Annotated in this window: 15 protein-coding genes; 3 read left to right on the top strand and 12 right to left on the bottom strand. The window is 64.5% G+C overall.

Features of this window, described 5'->3' with window-relative positions; genetic code table 11:
• Position 1: 1 nt before the first annotated feature.
• Both AC1VVM_RS24210 and cpaB read right to left on the bottom strand, forming a co-directional pair.
• Positions 2-1,228 (bottom strand): type II and III secretion system protein family protein, encoded by a 1,227-nt coding sequence (locus AC1VVM_RS24210; RefSeq protein WP_482956775.1) that lies wholly within the window; start codon positions 1,226-1,228, stop codon positions 2-4.
• Positions 1,225-2,157 (bottom strand): Flp pilus assembly protein CpaB, encoded by a 933-nt coding sequence (gene cpaB / locus AC1VVM_RS24205; RefSeq protein ID WP_482956774.1) that lies wholly within the window; start codon positions 2,155-2,157, stop codon positions 1,225-1,227. The genes AC1VVM_RS24210 and cpaB overlap by 4 nt, the downstream gene beginning before the upstream one ends.
• Positions 2,158-2,757: 600 nt before the next feature.
• Between cpaB and AC1VVM_RS24200 the strand changes: the two genes are divergently transcribed.
• Positions 2,758-4,068, top strand: coding sequence for a sensor histidine kinase (locus tag AC1VVM_RS24200; RefSeq protein WP_482906226.1), 1,311 nt, complete (start codon positions 2,758-2,760; stop codon positions 4,066-4,068).
• Here the strand turns inward: AC1VVM_RS24200 and AC1VVM_RS24195 are convergent.
• The 5 genes from AC1VVM_RS24195 to AC1VVM_RS24175 form a co-directional block, all read right to left on the bottom strand.
• Positions 4,048-5,115, bottom strand: a complete 1,068-nt coding sequence (locus tag AC1VVM_RS24195) for a sensor histidine kinase (RefSeq protein ID WP_482956773.1) — start codon at positions 5,113-5,115, stop codon at positions 4,048-4,050. The genes AC1VVM_RS24200 and AC1VVM_RS24195 overlap by 21 nt on opposite strands.
• Positions 5,108-5,557 carry a response regulator gene (locus tag AC1VVM_RS24190; protein ID WP_482956772.1) on the bottom strand — a complete coding sequence of 150 codons (450 nt, stop codon included), beginning with the start codon at positions 5,555-5,557 and terminating at the stop codon, positions 5,108-5,110. Before AC1VVM_RS24190 ends, AC1VVM_RS24195 begins: the two co-directional genes overlap by 8 nt.
• Positions 5,558-5,696: 139 nt before the next feature.
• The gene (locus AC1VVM_RS24185) at positions 5,697-5,903 is read right to left on the bottom strand and encodes a hypothetical protein (RefSeq protein ID WP_132391603.1); all 207 of its coding nucleotides are present in this window, start codon (positions 5,901-5,903) and stop codon (positions 5,697-5,699) included.
• Positions 5,904-5,947: 44 nt separating this feature from the next.
• A complete protein-coding gene (locus AC1VVM_RS24180; protein WP_482956771.1) occupies positions 5,948-7,261 on the bottom strand; it encodes an EAL domain-containing protein in 1,314 nt (437 codons plus the stop codon).
• 70 nt (positions 7,262-7,331) lie between these two features.
• On the bottom strand, positions 7,332-8,636 hold the full coding sequence (locus AC1VVM_RS24175; protein WP_482956770.1) for a hypothetical protein: 1,305 nt from the start codon (positions 8,634-8,636) through the stop codon (positions 7,332-7,334).
• A gap of 17 nt (positions 8,637-8,653) precedes the next feature.
• Here AC1VVM_RS24175 and AC1VVM_RS24170 point away from each other — a divergent pair, with 17 nt between their 5' ends.
• On the top strand, positions 8,654-8,905 hold the full coding sequence (locus AC1VVM_RS24170) for a hypothetical protein (RefSeq protein WP_482956769.1): 252 nt from the start codon (positions 8,654-8,656) through the stop codon (positions 8,903-8,905).
• A 605-nt stretch (positions 8,906-9,510) separates the two neighbouring features.
• Here AC1VVM_RS24170 and AC1VVM_RS24165 read toward each other — a convergent pair.
• A complete protein-coding gene (locus AC1VVM_RS24165; RefSeq protein WP_482956768.1) occupies positions 9,511-11,034 on the bottom strand; it encodes a hypothetical protein in 1,524 nt (507 codons plus the stop codon).
• 17 nt (positions 11,035-11,051) lie between these two features.
• Here AC1VVM_RS24165 and AC1VVM_RS24160 point away from each other — a divergent pair, with 17 nt between their 5' ends.
• Complete coding sequence (locus tag AC1VVM_RS24160; RefSeq protein WP_482956767.1) at positions 11,052-11,501, top strand: hypothetical protein; 450 nt, start codon at positions 11,052-11,054, stop codon at positions 11,499-11,501.
• Between the two features lie 784 nt (positions 11,502-12,285).
• Here AC1VVM_RS24160 and AC1VVM_RS24155 read toward each other — a convergent pair.
• The 4 genes from AC1VVM_RS24155 to AC1VVM_RS24140 form a co-directional block, all read right to left on the bottom strand.
• The gene (locus tag AC1VVM_RS24155) at positions 12,286-13,311 is read right to left on the bottom strand and encodes a ParB/RepB/Spo0J family partition protein (protein WP_482906220.1); all 1,026 of its coding nucleotides are present in this window, start codon (positions 13,309-13,311) and stop codon (positions 12,286-12,288) included.
• Between the two features lie 107 nt (positions 13,312-13,418).
• The gene (locus AC1VVM_RS24150; RefSeq protein WP_482906219.1) at positions 13,419-14,579 is read right to left on the bottom strand and encodes an autotransporter outer membrane beta-barrel domain-containing protein; all 1,161 of its coding nucleotides are present in this window, start codon (positions 14,577-14,579) and stop codon (positions 13,419-13,421) included.
• A 388-nt stretch (positions 14,580-14,967) separates the two neighbouring features.
• The gene (locus AC1VVM_RS24145; protein WP_482956766.1) at positions 14,968-15,507 is read right to left on the bottom strand and encodes a prepilin peptidase; all 540 of its coding nucleotides are present in this window, start codon (positions 15,505-15,507) and stop codon (positions 14,968-14,970) included.
• A gap of 12 nt (positions 15,508-15,519) precedes the next feature.
• Positions 15,520-16,080 (bottom strand): 2OG-Fe(II) oxygenase, encoded by a 561-nt coding sequence (locus tag AC1VVM_RS24140; RefSeq protein WP_482906217.1) that lies wholly within the window; start codon positions 16,078-16,080, stop codon positions 15,520-15,522.
• Positions 16,081-16,160: the final 80 nt, after the last annotated feature.

Here is a 16,160-nt window from a genome sequence, read left to right as displayed (position 1 = left end):
GTCAGCGCCTCACTACCCCAAAGGAACCCACGGCCTGATCGACGCCGTCATTGCCCACGATCATCTGGCCCATCGTCGGATCGACCGGCGTAATGGATGCTGGAAGCGGCGCCGGGACGGCGTCCGGCTCGACCAGTCGCGGCGTCGCGACGATAATCAGCTCCTGCCGCTCCCGCTGGTTCTGCTGCCGCTTGAAGAAGGCACCGAGCACGGGAATGTCGCCCAGCAGCGGCAGTTTGTCCTTCGAGATCGAGCTGTTGCTGTAGTTGAGCCCGGCGATAACGAAGCTCTGGCCGCTGCCCAGTTCCACCGTGGTCTCCGCCGACCGGCGACGGATGCCCGGCACGGTGTAGCCCTGAAGCTGGACGCCATTGTTGTAGTCCAGCTCACTGACTTCGGGCGCCAGCTTGAGAACGATATGGTCTTTCGAGAGCACGAAAGGCGTCACTGTCAGCCGCACCCCGAATTCCTTGTACTGGATCGAGATGGTATTGCCCGAACCGCCGTAGGACTGCGGCACCGGCACCGGAAACTCGCCGCCCGCCAGGAAGCTGGCCTGCTCGCCCGAACGCACCAGCAACGTGGGCTGGGCCAAAAGCTGCGACAGCCCGTTGGAGGACAGCGCGCTGAGTACCGCCCCGATCCCGCGATTGGGCGCCGACAGGAAAAGGTTGAACGCGCTCTGGAGCGGCGCTGTAGCATCGATGCTGAGGCCAGTGCTGGTAAAGCTAGAACTGACCAGGCTGCTGGGCGAAATCACCGCGCCCTGAAGATCGCCGGCCAGCTTCGAAAAGCTGAAGCCAAGCGCCCGGAGCGTGGAACTGGACACCGCGGCAAACTGGACATCCACGGCTACGACCTTCTCGCCGGGCCGGAAGCCCGCAGGCCCAGCCCCGCCGCCGGATGCTGCCGTCTGCGCGGCCTCCACATTCACCAGCGTTTGGCCGAGCACGCTGCCGTCGGCGGCATAGACCGTAAGCTGCGCCTCGCCTCCGCCGACCCCGGTCACTTTCAGCGAACGGGATGTCGGGGCCGAAACTGCGATCACGCCTTCGCGGCTGACCTCGATGCGGCCAATGTCATCCGCGAACGAAAGCGTGCGCTTCTCGTCGACCTGGAGCGTTTCGCGCCTGGATCCAGCCTCCTGCGCGCGCGCGGGGGAAACGGGAAGCGAGACCGACAAGGATGCCGCCGCAACGGCAAGACAGGAGGCCACGAAGGGTTTCAATGCGGCGCACTCCCTGAGTAGATAGTTTGGCTGTTACCGCCGACCACCAGTTCGATGGCGTGAGGTTTGGACGCCGGACGGGGAGCGGGCCGCACGGCCGTTCTCTGGACAATTTTCGGTGCCGCTCTGACGGGCGCGATGGAACGCAGCGCCGATGGCGCCAGCGATCGCGGCGTTTCTTCTGCCGCCAGCTCGACCTGAGCCTGATCGCTGGGATTGCGCAGCGAGAGGTAAAGCGCACCGGTGTTCTTCGCGAGCGAGAGCCTGGACACTTGCTCCGGCGAAAGTGCCAGCGTGACGGTCCGCGCGGGCGGGGGCGGCGCGCTCACGTCAGACGCGATGCCTGCGTGCGGCGGCGTGCCCACCACGACATCCCCCACGGCGAGCACCGGCACCATCTGGAGCAGAGTCCGCGCCTCGCTGCGGCCGCTGCCCCGTGCACCGCTTATCGCATCCTCGCCGGGGTAGACGACTTGCACGTCCACGCGGTCGCCCGGGCGAACCAGACCGGCCACGGCGATTTCCGCCGTCGTATCGATGCTGATCGCGCGCATCCCCATGGGCACGCGAATGGCCAGCTTGGTCTCCTGATCGATCACGCTGCGCGGGATGAGTGAGTTGGCCGGAATATCATGCGTGGCGACTTTGCCGAGCACTTCGACGGAAGATGCTGCGGTCGGAAACTTCGCAAGGTCGGCCGTCGCGTTGCGGATCATATCCGCGCGGATCGTTTCGCCGGTCGTGATCGTCCTTGTCGTTGCGACCAGCAGGGGCCGGGCAGGCGCCACATTCTGCGCGGCAGCATGCGCGGCAAGATCGGGCACGGTCTGACTGGACCTGCCAAGTTCGCGAAGCCCCATGACGGCGAAGCTGCACGCCGCCACGAGTCCGACGCCTATCGTCAGCTTCGCTTTAGAACCCAAGCGCATGCAATCACCCCCAGAACACCTTGCGCTTACGCAAATCGATCGGCGGCGTGGCATCCAAAACGGATCATTTTCCCACTTTGCGCGATCGGAATGCGATGTTGCGTGCCTACAATATCCATTCTCGGATTCCGCAGCGTGTGGAGAAGAAGCCGATGCGAGGGCATCGAGGGGGACTACCGGATTTGCGTTTTGGCACGCCGCATTCGGCTGCGGGCCGTCCGCACCGCAAACCCGCGGGTCTCGACCGCGCGCGATGAGGCAAAAGTACTTCCGATCATGTCCGTATTGGTTCTTTTACCTGGTTTTCCTGGTCTCAATGATGGGGAAGAATAATGTTGCGTCGCACAATTAACGGCGATTCCGGCGCGCAAAGATGAATTGTCTTTAACCAATTCCGCATTTCTCGCGCGCCAATGCAGAAAAGAACAGCGCCTGATCCTTATGTTCGTTCGGCGGAAAATCGAAATGGCAGACGATGCTTGTTCCATGCCGCCGCAAATGCCCCATAAATCTTGACCAAGAGAGATCCTTGCAAATGAGGCTTAAGCGGCAAATGATGCCCATTGGGGGTCCGCGTCGACTTGGGGGAGCGCACGCAATATGAGAAACATCGACAATACGGTGGTCGAACTCGCGTCCTTTGCGGCGAAGCGGGAGAAAGACATTGCGCCGCCCGAGCTCGACGATCCGCTGCCACAGGAAGGCGGCAAGGCCCGGCGATTTCTGACGCCGCTGTCCTTGCGCATGCGCGCCTGGGAGGACGGAACCCAGCTGTTTCCCACGGTCATCGGCTTCGGTGCGGTGATTTTCGCACTGACGGTCCATCGTGCACCCTTCGCCGCCATGCCCGCCGCCGCCGCGCTGGGCGCGTTGCTGGTGCTGACCAACCGTTTCAAGCTCTCGCTCATCGCCGCTGTGTTCGGCCTCAACCTCCTGCTGAACGAAAGCGCGCGTCACGCGCTCGAATGCTGGATACTGCTCGGGCTGGCGATCCTTGCAATCGCCATTCCCCGGCGGCTGCTACCCACGATGCTTCAACCCCCACGCTGGACATGGGTGCTGACACTCGCGCTGGTGATTGCCTGCCGTGCCACGGGATTTCTGCTTGCGGGTTCCGGTGGCGCAATGATTTCGATCATCGGCATTCCTTGCGCGGCGTACCTTGGCTGCGGGGCCGCGCGGCATCTGGCGATGGGGGACGCACGCCTGCTGACCTGGGGCGACGCCGGTCTCGTGCCAGTGGCGCGCGACTTGCTATTGGGTCGGATCACCAGCGGGATGCTTCATGATCTGGCGCAGCCGCTCAATGTGATCTCGATGGCCAACGGCAATCTGGGCTATATTGTCGAACAGCTCGACATCGATCCGGCACGCAAGGCCGATCTTGCCGATCGCGTCGCCAGAATTGCAACCCATACCGAGACGGCGGCCTATATTCTGGGGCTGTTCCGCGGTTTCGGCCGCGACGGCAACCGTGAATTGACCACGCTCAACGTGCGCAGTGCGCTGGAACGCGCGGTCGCCGCCACCAAGTCCAATGTGCGCCATCATGGCGTTTCCATCGACCTTGCCGGAGACGGGCTGGAGCATTTGATCCCCACCCAGCACGGCGCGCTGGAAATGATGACGGTTGCCGCGCTTCTCAACGCATTTGCCAGCTTCACCGCGCCCGACGGCGCCAAGCGCAAAGGTAAAGTGCGCTTGATGGCCCGGCTGAGCCCCGCATTCGTGGTGATTTCCGTGCAATGCTTTGGCGAGGACGGGGAAAGGGTGCCAGGGCCGATGCTCGATCATGCCACGCATTGGCTGGTCGAACATGTGGCCCTTGCCGCGTCCGGAGACTTTCGCTGCCAGTATTGGGGCAACACGGGAACGCGCTTTCTTATTCGTCTAGGTCGTGACGATATCTGAGGCTTTGGCGCCATCGACAATCGGGACGGTTATTTCGACGATAGCCCCCTCGCCGCCGCCCGCCGCCAGCCGCACGGTGCCGTTCACCGGGGCGAGAATGTCGCGGCAGATCGACAGGCCTAGGCCGGAGCCGCGCCGGCCCCTCTCGGTACGATGGCCGGGGCGCGTGATGGAAGCGGGATCGTTCGAAAGACCGGCGCCGTTATCCGTCACTGTGGCCCGCGCCGTGCCGCCCTCGCGCGCGACCTCCACCGTGATGCGGCCGCGCTCGCCCCATCCCTGATAGCGGCGGCGTTCGATTGACTCGATGGCATTGCGCACCACGTTCACGAAAACCTGTTCCAGCGCCACGTCATCGAGATTGACGCGGGCCGGACGGCCATCGGTGCGAAACTCGACCGAGATGTCCGCCGGTGCGAACATGCCTTCCAGAAAACCGACCGCGCTCCTGGCCGTCGCTGTCAAATCCGCCGGCCCCCGCGTGCCCACCGCTTCGAGCGGGTCGCCCTGTCCCAGCGTTCGCGCAATAATGATTTGCGCCCGCTCGACTTGCCCCGCGATCCGTTCCAGCGCCGAATTTGCTTCCGTTTCCGGCACGCCGGCCCGTGCCAGCAGATAGCGCAGCCGCTCTCCCGCAATCGAAATCGTGAAGAGGGGCTGGCGCAGCTCGTGAGCGATGGTGTGCGCCGCTTCGCGTGTCCGAACCGGGCCGCCGCGCAGGATAACCGCCCTTCCCCAATGCGCGCCGCCGCGATTGTCGGCCACGAGAACTTCCAAATTCCCTCCATCCGCCCCAAGCGGGTGCAAGATCGCGCTGGTTCCGCCGGAAGCGGCAAGCGCCTCCAGATCGCGCCCCTCACCGGGAGCGATCCGAATGGCCTCGTCGACATGGGTTTCAGGATAGCCGCGCCGGAAACGGATCGTCGAACTGGCTGTGTCCAGCCGGAAGTCATGAACCAGTTCCCCCGCCGTTCGCGCGCTCAATTCCGAAAGCAGCGCGCGCAGCGCGTGGGGATTGTCGAGCTGATTGGACGGGCAGTCAGACACGAGGAGACGCGCCCATGCTTTGCGCGCCCTGCGCGTCGCGATCATTCCCGAATTCCGGATCGGCATCCGGGCCGAGCATCGACGTGATCGCCCGCATAAGCGCCCGGGGCTGGACCGGCTTGGTGAGGATGTAGTGCTCTGAGGCCGCTGGAAAATGTTGAACCTGCATGGGATCACCACTCATGAAAAGGAAGCGGAACGGCCGGCGTCGCAATTCGGGGTGCTCAAGAATGCGCGGTATGATGTCCAGTCCGGATTCCCTGTCGAGCCGCACGTCGCACGCGACGACCTTGATCTCGGGACAGTCCGTCAGGACTTCGAGGGCATCTGTGAGATTGGTCGCGCCATGCGCGCCAACCTCATGCCACGACAACAGGGTTACCAGTTCCTCGACGATCGCAATCACATCGTCGATGACCAGCACTTCGCCGCGCCGCTGCATTTCAGTCCCCCAAAGCCGCCACTGGTGGCCAACATATCCGCAGGACTGCACATCCCATACCGCAACTATATCCGGCTTGCCTCCGACCGCAGCCTATCTGGCTGTACTTTTTTTCCGGGCGCGCGAACCGCGCCCGAAATCAGGCGCAGCTGCGCAGCGATGGCAGCGGCAGACGCCGGGGCATGCGGGCGCGCTGGGTCCGGCGTTCCCTTTCGAATTTCTCGAAATCGAGCGCGTCGATGGCGCTCGTCACCAGCGAAGCAGTGACCGTGGCCTCGCTCTCATCGAGGATATCGAGGGCGATGGAAAGCAGGTCGCTCGCACGCTTGAGGGATTCGATATTCATGTCCCAATCCTTTCCTGAGCAGTGTCTCTATTCGTTGGTGTGACTTAGTGGCGGCGTGTCCCGGCCGCCCGGCGAACCGGTTCCATGTTCAGGGCCGGCGGTTCGAGCAGGTCGTCCGCCGCCAGCCGGTCGTAGACGGGATTAAACCAGATTCTCCGGGTGCTGGCCCGGTTGCGCCGCGCACCGACGATCCATTGGACGCCCAGCTCGGCAACGATGTCCCACTGGTCCGGCGTCTCCACCCCGTCGGCGACGACGATGGCGGTCAGCGAGCGCGCCAGATCGACAAGATCCGCAAAACGCGCGCGGCTCAGCCCCGAACTGAACGCCGTGCGGATGAAGGCGCTGTCCAGCTTCAGCGTGTCGGGCCGCAGCCGCGCCACCTCGCGGATCGAGGCGCTGCAGGAACCGAACCCTGCCACTGAAAGACGGCCTCCCAGCGCCCGGAACACGCCAAGGAACGTGAAGGTGTCGTCGCGCGGCGAATGGGCTGTGGCTTCGTGGACCTCCAGAACGAGACGGCGCGCCAGTTCGGGCTTCTGCTCCAGCCGGGCCATCAGCTCGGTCCAGGCGCTGTCCTGGCCGCACAAGTCGAACGACAGGCTCTGAAGCGCAATCTCGATCGAGAGTTCCGCTTCCGGATCGGCTTCCAACTCGTCAAGAACCCGAATGACCAGCAACCGGTCCAGCAAGTGGGCAAGGCCGATCCGCACCAGCGCACGATAGGGCCGTGCGCAATCGAACTGCTCGCCGCGCTCCCCCGGATAGCGCAGCAGGGCCTCGTGCCGCAGTACGATCGAGGGATCCTCCGGGCTGAAGATCGGCCGCCATGCGAAGAAGGTCTCGCACGCGACATGGCGCATGATGAGCGGCGCAGCGATAGCCATGTCGGCCCGGTAGCGCATTTCCTCATGCTCGTTGCACGGGACCACCGCCAGCGCAGGTGCCACTGCCCCCTTGAGGCGGCGGAGCGCCATCCACTTCGCTTCGGTGCTGTGGCGGTCGACGCCGTCTTCGTTGGGATCGCTGTATCCGGCGGAAATCGACAGCAGGATATCCGCCTCGCCATAATGCAGCGGCGAAGTGCTGAGTGCCAGGCACAGCTCGTCAACCTGGGTGCGCACGAAGTCCGTCGCGATCACGGCGGCGTGTGCCAGCACGGTAAGACCGCGCGTGGTCACATCGACCACTTCGGCGGGCTCAAGGCACTGCTCGACGCCCTGCCGGATATGCTCGACCGCGGCGCAGAGCACATCGCTTCCGTAAGCGGCCTCAAGCGCGCGGGCATTGTCGATCCGCAGGACGACGAGATAGTTGCTGCGACGATCGGGTGGACTGATGCGATCCAGGTCAATCATGTTTGGGGCCCCCCAGCTGTGAAGAATTGATCGTGTTTCGGACTTGCGGGTTCGCGCTCACGGCGGCGGGCTACTGCCCGCCACCATGAAGCCCGCTGAGAAGCCCCGTTACCGGCGCAAGAATGGAACCGGTGCTTCCCGAACCGGAACTGACGCCGCCCAGGACGCCGCTCACAAGCGCTGTTACCGGCGCGGTAACGGCGGTCAGCACGGTGACGGTTCCGCCGGTGCCGGCCGCAGTGGAGCCTGTCAGGGTCGCGACCGTGCTGGTCACCGGTGCAAGGATCGAGCCGGTGCCGCTCGAACCCGAGCCGACGCCGCCGAGCACGCCGCTTACAAGCGTGGTAACGGGGGCCAGTACGCCGGCGGTACCGCCGGTGCCGGCCGCGGCAGAGCCCGTCAGCGTCGCAACCGTGCTGGTCACGGGCGCGAGGATCGAACCGGCGCCGCTGGAACCGGTACCGACGCTGCCCAGCACGCCGCTCACCAATCCGGTTACCGGCGCAAGGGCCGACGTGCCCTCACCCGTGCCGAGCTTGCCGACAACTTGCCCAAGCGAACCGTTCACCGCATCGAGAATGGGCGAGGTAACGGCCGAGACAACCGCCGTGACCGGCGCGACCACGGGCGCCAGTCCGGTCGTCACCTGATCCACGGCGCCGCCGACCTGACTGCCCAGCAGCGAACCGGCAAGATTGCCCACCGGCGCAAGCCCCACGGCCACCGCCTCGCTCGTCGTGGGCAAGGCAACATCGAGCACTTTGCCGTTCGACAACACATCGGCCGTCACCAGTTGCCCCGAGGCGAGGCCCGGATTGTTCGACAGCACGTTGACCCCGGCGAGCGTGTCCGTGGTGCTTGCACCGGTCAGCGCATTGTTGCCGGCATCCAGTCCGATCAGCGGACCATTGTACGTCCGTGCCGGATCGCCGTTCCCGCCGAGCGCACCGGTCACCCCATCGACCAGCCCGCCAAGCTGGCCGGTGACGGGCGCCAGCACACCGCTCTTGCCCACGACCGGAGACAGCAGACTGTCCACCGTGCCGAGCAGCGGCGAAGTGACACCGTTGACCGTGGAGGTCACCACAGTGACCACGGGCGAGAGCCCATCGGTGACTTGCGTCACGGTCCCGCCGACCTGGCTGCCGAGCAGCGCCCCGGCCAGTGAGCCGACCGGCGCCAGCGCGGCCTGAGTCTGCTCGTTCGTAGTGGGCAGGACGACCTGAACGACTTTGCCGTCACCCGTCAGCACATCGACCGCGAGGCCGCCCTTGCTGGGATCGGTCGCCGTTTCGGGAGCGACGTTGACGTTGATCAGCGTGCCCGAGCCGCTCGGCCCCAACAGGGATGTGCCGCCGACACCCACGCCTGCCACCGGGCCGGTATAGCTCGATGTCGTCGAGCCGGTCGGGCCGGTCGGGCCTGTTGGACCACTGGGGCCAGTCGGACCGCTTGGGTCGCTGGGGCCGCTTGGGCCGCTTGGGCCGCTGGGACCAGTCGGACCGCTCGGGCTGCTCGGGCCACTGGGACCGCTTGGTCCACTGGGACCGCTCGGTCCGCTCGGTCCACTCGGGCTGCTTGGCCCGCTCGGGCTGGTGGGAGCAACATGCAGCCCCGAACTGCCCGAACATGCCCCCAGCATGACAACGGGCAGAATTGCAGTACCCAGCAGCGCGTGCTTGCGAAGGGCAGATAAGTGACGAATTGGCATCGACAGTCTCCGGCTTGGCGGTGGCCCTGAGCAGGCCTTGTCTGTCGCAGTGCATACGGCGGCTGCGGGCGGGGACCGCATCCAGAAGGAGCCATCCCGGCCATGTCGCTTCCCGGCGCCCAAAGCCCCCGACGCCGCCAGTAACAAACACTGCGCGTGGCTACGCAAATCGGGAAACCGGCAGCGCAAAGCCCATGATCCGGCGGCAGAAGCACGCAAATTGGCGGGAGAAGCGGCGCAATTCCCTGCTTCGCCTGCGCAAACCGGCAAGTTTGGTTAAGTACTCAGTCTGGCTCAATTTTACGCACCGGATTGAATATCAATCGGTGCCTCCCGCCTGCGCGGAGCTACCGGCTCCGAAAACAAAGCGGCCCGGGCGAAGATCCACCCCGCCCGGGCCAACACGTTGTCTCGTTATTGAAAGAAAATGAGGGAGCGGCCGGAGACATTCAGCCGCCCCCTCACCCCACCTCGTTTAACAACGAGGTGCAGCGTGCTCGGCCATGGGGGGTCCTTGGGGCACCGAGCACGCCAGAGGCTATTTGTTCACGTGACCGCCCAGCAGCCCGGTGAGAGGGGCAAGCAATCCCCCCGTCGACGAGGTACCGGTGGTGCCGCCGAGCAACGAACTGACGACATTCGTGACCGGCGCAAGCACCGATCCCGTCGCAGTCGAGCCAGAACCGACGCCGCCGACCACAGTGCCCACCACGGCCGTTACGGTGCTGGTCACCGGCGCGAGCACCGAGCCCGCGCTGCTTGAGCCGGAACCGACACTCCCCGTCACACCGCTCACCAACGCCGTGACGGGCGCCGTAACGGCACTCAGTACGTTCCCGGTACTGCCAGTCCCGGTCAGAGTGCCGACCGTGCTGGTCACGGGCGCGAGGATCGAGCCGGTGCCGCTCGAACCCGAGCCGACGCTTCCGACCACACCGTTCACCAGAGCGGTGACAGTGCCGGTAACCGGTGCAAGGATCGAGCCGGTTGCACCCGAACCGGTACCGACGCCGCCGAGCACACCGCTCACAAGCGTGGTGACCGGGGCCAGTACGTTGGCAGTGCTGCCCGAGCCCGTGGAGCCCGTCAGTGCTGCCACTGTGCTGGTCACGGGCGCGAGGATCGAACCGGCGCCGCTGGAACCGGTACCGACGCTGCCCAGCACGCCGCTCACCAATCCGGTTACCGGCGCAAGGGCCGACGTGCCCTCACCCGTGCCGAGCTTGCCGACAACTTGCCCAAGCGAACCGTTCACCGCATCGAGAATGGGCGAGGTAACGGCCGAGACAACCGCCGTGACCGGCGCGACCACGGGCGCCAGTCCGGTCGTCACCTGATCCACGGCGCCGCCGACCTGACTGCCCAGCAGCGAACCGGCAAGATTGCCCACCGGCGCAAGCCCCACGGCCACCGCCTCGCTCGTCGTCGGCAAGGCAACATCGAGCACTTTGCCGTTCGACAGCACATCGGCCGTCACCAGTTGACCCGAGGCGAGGCCCGGATTGTTCGACAGCACGTTGACCCCGGCGAGCGTGTCCGTGGTGCTTGCACCGGTCAGCGCATTGTTGCCGGCATCCAGTCCGATCAGCGGACCATTGTACGTCCGTGCCGGATCGCCGTTCCCGCCGAGCGCGCCGGTCACCCCGTCGACCAGACCGCCAAGCTGGCCCGTGACGGGCGCCAGCACACCGCTGTTGCCCACGACCGGAGACAGCAGACTGTCCACCGTGCCGAGCAGCGGCGAGGTGACGCTATTCACCGTCGAGGTGACTGCCGTAACCACGGGGGCGAGCCCATCGGTGACTTGCGTCACGGTCCCGCCGACCTGGCTGCCGAGCAGCGCCCCGGCCAGCGAGCCGATCGGCGCCAGTGCGGCCTGCGTCTGCTCGTTGGTGGTGGGCAGCACGACCTGGACGACCTTGCCGTCCCCCGTCAGCACATCGACCGCGAGGCCGCCCGTGCTGGGATCGGTTGCCGTTTCGGGAGCGACGTTGACGTTGATCAGCGTGCCTGAGCCGCTCGGCCCCAAAAGGGACGTGCCGCCGACACCCACGCCTGCCACCGGACCGGTATAGCTCGATGTCGTCGGGCCGGTCGGGCCTGTGGGACCACTGGGACCAGTCGGACCACTGGGACCAGTCGGACCGCTGGGACCGGTCGGGCCGCTGGGGCCGGTCGGACCACTGGGGCCAGTCGGACCACTGGGGCCAGTCGGACCACTGGGGCCAGTCGGACCACTGGGGCCAGTCGGACCACTGGGGCCAGTCGGACCACTGGGGCCAGTCGGACCACTGGGGCCAGTCGGACCACTGGGGCCAGTCGGACCACTGGGGCCAGTCGGACCGCTGGGGCCGGTTGGACCACTGGGATCACTCGGACCGCTGGGGCCGGTTGGACCGCTGGGGCCACTCGGACCGCTGGGGCCACTCGGACCGCTGGGGCCACTCGGACCGCTGGGACCGGTCGGGCCGCTGGGACCGGTCGGGCCGCTGGGACCGGTCGGGCCGCTGGGATCGCTCGGACCACTAGGGCCTGTCGGACCGCTGGGGCCAGTCGGACCGCTGGGGTCGCTAGGACCACTTGGTCCGCTAGGTCCGCTAGGTCCGCTGGGACCGCTGGGACCGCTAGGTCCGCTGGGGCCAGTCGGACTGCTTGGTCCACTCGGCCCGCTCGGGCTGGTGGGGCCCGACGGTGATCCGCCAGCGCCTACCTTGAAACCAACGCCGTCCGCGCAGCCGGCAAGCAAAAGTGCAGGTATCGCCGTTGCACACAGCAGCGCATATCTGATGCCGCCCCTGTTCGCGTTTTTTGCGCGCCCGGCTTTTGTTGGCCCGGCTTTTGTTAGATCGTGTCTCATAGTCGACCTCCATGGAATTTGCCCAGTTCGCAGGAACCTAGGGCCTCCAATCGGTCCGATCGTGGGTAGAAGAAGCCGCCATGAGGGCAGTCGCGAGAGGTGGCTATTGGTGCCTCGCGCGCAGATTCGAAAACCCCTCGCAGGCCTACGCAAAACCACGCCGCAGCCCGCGAATTTGCGGACCATACGCTTTCAAGACGCGCGCAATCTTGCGAAAAAACCGGCAATATCCCGCAAAATCGGGAGCACCGCAGCGATTGTCGATTAGCGCCGGTGCGAGTGCAATTGGCGCCCGCCGGGGATCATCCCCCGGGCAGACCGTAACGGCGCGGTCAGCACCTCTTTCCAAAGGATCATCATGGCGGTCCGGCCTGGCACGGCAGGCCGAACCCCATCCGGGAGACGAGGGATTCAGAGTCCGCGAAATTCGCGTGTCGCGAATTTCCAAACGGTCACTCAGTCCTCGATATCCAGTTCGTCGTCCTGGCTTTCAACTTGCGCGCGCGCATCCAGGATCGCGGCCTCCAGAGCGCTGCAAAGGTCCCGGACCGACAAGCCCTCCGACACCAGAAGCTCGACGGAAAGCCCCTCGCGAACATTGCGCATCCGCCCGATCCGGGCACCGTTAAGCTCGATTACGCCTTCGACCTCCCGGACGCCGGACGCGGTTTTGCCTGCAGCCTTGAGACGGGCAAGCACTGCTGCGGCCGGGATCATCCGTTCGCCTGTCGCGGAAAGCCTCTGCTGCTCCTCGCCGATCACACGCGCCGTGGCCAGCACGCGCTCACATTGCTGCGGGCGGCGCAACAGCGGTGTCAGCACTTCGGAATGGCGAACGCGTAACTCGTCGCGCGTGGCGAAAGCATCGACCACTTCATCGGGCATCTGCGCCAACGACAGCAAACGGCTGAGCTGGCTGTTCGACAGCCCAAGCGCTTCGGCCATGCGCGACTGCACGCCGCCGTAGAACTGGTCCACCGCCTTCTGGTAACTGCGCGCCCGGTCCAGCTCGGTAATATCCTGACGTTCGCGGTTTTCGATGTCCGCAAGACGAAAGGCTTCTTCGTCGGAAAGCTCGACAATCAGCGCATTCAGCCGGATTTCCGGCCGCCCGTTATGGTTGAGCCAATCGACCGCGAACCGCCTGCGGCTGCCCACGAGAAGCTGATAGGGCAGGTCCGATCCGGTCGGGTTATGGCGCACCAGAACCGGTATCCGGTTCCCGTCTTCCAACGCGATGGAATCGATGAGCGAGCGGCAGCTCTCCGCCGAAAGACCGGGAACGTCGCGGGGATTTCCGTCCCAGACGCTACAGTCGGAGGGGCGAATGGATATCGCCCCGCGCGATCGGACATTGCCCTGGACGAACCCGGAAAGCCGCTCATCCAGCCGCGACAGCGCCTCGGCATCGGACGCAAGCAACTCGGCGGGCGCGGGCTCGTATGCCAGGGTTGCGAGGATGTCCCTTATGAAACCTGCCATCGATAACTCCGATCGTGCGACCTTGTGATGTCATGATAGCGGGCCGGCACGATCCCACCGTGCGGAATTAGGTTCGATCCGACTTCTTTGACATTTGAAGACCGTGCTCAGAAGCGCCGGCTTGCCGTCACGGCAAAGCCATGGACATGACGATCCGAGGCAAATTCGCCGGAGTAGGAAAGGCGAATGGTCAGCCGGTCTCCGCGCACCGCGGACAGGCCTGCGCCAACCACGGCAACGCTTCGGGAATAGTGGGATTCGGGAAGCGTGAATATCGGCGTCCCGCCATTCGCGAACGTCGCCTCGATGCGGCTGTCGGGATTGGAGCGCAGCTCGCGCTGCCATTGTGCCTCGACGGTCGGCCTGATTGTCCATAGACCTGTTCGGGCCGTCGTCGAGGCACGCAGACCGATGCTGCTGCGCACGGATTCCGTCTTGAACTGCGCCACGGCCAGGGAGGCCGCACCGCCGCGCTCGACGAAACCGCTTACATCAGCATAGCGGTATTGCAGCCCGGCGAAGGGTTGCGCCCGAAGGGCACCGAGCTGCAGGATGCTACCAGCCTCGACCGTGGCAGCGGCATTGTCACCGTCTCCACCGGTTCGTAGCTGGTCCGAAAATCCGCTCCAACTGATCTGACGGCGGAGCTTGTAACTGCTGCGATTGTAGAGCGCCGTTGCATCAACATAGAACTTGCCGGTCGAGTAGCTCGCATAGGGCCCGATATCGACGTTGAACTGGGTGATGCGCGGCTGCTGGCTGCGATCGAGATTGGCATCGATCCCGTCGATGCCCAGCGTGGTGCCCAGAATCAGGCCCTTGATCGGCGTGAAATCGATGCCGGCACGCAGCGAACGGCTATCGGAATTCGCCTGCGGCCGGTCCGTGCGGGCCTCGTATCCGGCTTGTTTGAGGCCGAAGCTCAACATGAAGTTGATGCTCTGGTCTCCCAGCTTGGGCGCGTCCCCGCTTGCTGCGGTTTCCCGCCGTTCGACCAGATAACCGCGAATTTCGCGGTCGCTGGCATCCATGGACTGGATCGCAAGCCGGGGCAGCAGGCGGTAGTTCTGCGGCGAAAGCTGGCCCAGCGCATTTGCGCGCGCGGCCGAGTCCGGCAGTGCGTCGATCGATTGCAGCATGTTGCCATAGGGCGTCGTTCCAGGTGACGCGATGGAATCGAGAGCATCGGCCACAGCCTGCTGGCCCGGAGTCGTGGCATCCGGACCATATGGCGCGGCATGGGCGCTTACCGAAAGAGCAGTCGCCAAAGGCAACGCCGTCAAAGACAGGCCCAAAGCTGCGTGGCGATAGAAGAGTTTTATATTAAAGCGCAAATTACACCCCCGAGGAGCGTCGAGACCCGATAACGCCTCTGACTACGCATTAATAAAAATACCAATTTTACGACTTACTCAAATCGAATAGAATTCCGATTGGTGCTTTATCGAAGTCTGTTTAGCGGCATATTTTTCGCTTCACGCCGACGAAACCGGCCGTTTTTGTCTTTCTGATCCGCATTTTTCGTAAATATCCGCCAAATCCCGAAAATATCGCTTCAGCCAGAGCCCGTGTTGCGAGAGCACCTCACACACCGGACGGGAATGGTTTCAATCCGGCTCTATTTCTCGTCAGTCTGGCGGCCCAACGGACGAGGATCTAACGAGCGATCCCGCAACTTGCGGCCAGCGCCAGACGAATGGCCGGGCCGAGCACGGCGATCGCGCCTGCCGCGATCGCAAGTCCATAAGGCACACTGTCCGTTTTCACGCGCCAGAACACCAGATGGAGCACCTGCATTCCTCCGCCCAGCAGGCCGCCGGCAAGGGCAACCGCCATGCAGAACGCGGGAAGATCCTGCGGAGGGACCCACAAGGCCATCGCCAGGATCAGCTTGACGTCGCCGCCACCAAAAAGGCGCAGCCAGAACAGTAAGACCAAAGGGATCGCCAGAAGTCCGATCGGCAGCACGTGAAGGAGCAGCGCCAGCAATCCCCACGCTCCCGCCCAGCCTAGCCAGTAAGGAACTGCCAGAAACGCGACTGCCAGTGAAAGCGCATTGGGAATGCGGCGCCCGGTCACATCGGTACAGGCGACCGCACCGCACAGCACCAGAAGTGCAAGGAAGCAGGCGATCACCATGTCCGGATGAAGCGGAGCGGCGGGAATGCGGTCCGAAGAGATCAGCACCTTCCACATGCGAGGTCGCCTTCAGCGCCAGTTGGGCCCTTCGATCCAGGTCACCAGACTCTTCCGGTTCCCCTCGCTCACCGGAAGGACGCGGTGTTGCAGGAAGGATGGGAAGATCAGCATGCTACCGCGATCGAGGAAAGTGGTGCCGGGGTTTGGAACGCCGAAGAACTCGAACTCGCCGCCCCGGTAGTCTGCCGACGGCGAGAGTTGCACAACAACTGAAAGCTTTCTGGCGAAGGGCCTATCCGATTCCAGCCAGACATCCTGATGCCAATCGTAGTGCCCTTTGTTCGTGGCCTGATACTCGGTGAACTGGACCTCGTAAGGCGCGACGATATCGGCGCCGAAGTTCGATCGGTTCGAGGCGTGAACGAATGACATGATGCGCGAGACGATGTCCTTCTCACGCCCGGCGTCGAGCCAGCGGATGGTCGAGCTGCGCTGGATGACATCGCTGCGCAAGTCTGCCGAAAATCCCACCGTCGCTTCCTGCGGCGCGTAATGCGCCGCGCGCTTGACGATCGCATCGCATTCCGCATCGGTCAGCGCCTTGGGCCAGACTTCCCAAATATTCTTCATATTCTCTCCACGTAATGCAGGTCACCTGAATTGGGCGCGGGCACCGCTCTTCCCGTTTTGCGTATACGCAAAGGACGCAA

The sequence above is a fragment of the Novosphingobium sp. BL-S-33 genome (genome assembly GCF_056857025.1).
This window is presented reverse-complemented; position numbering and strand designations above follow the sequence as displayed.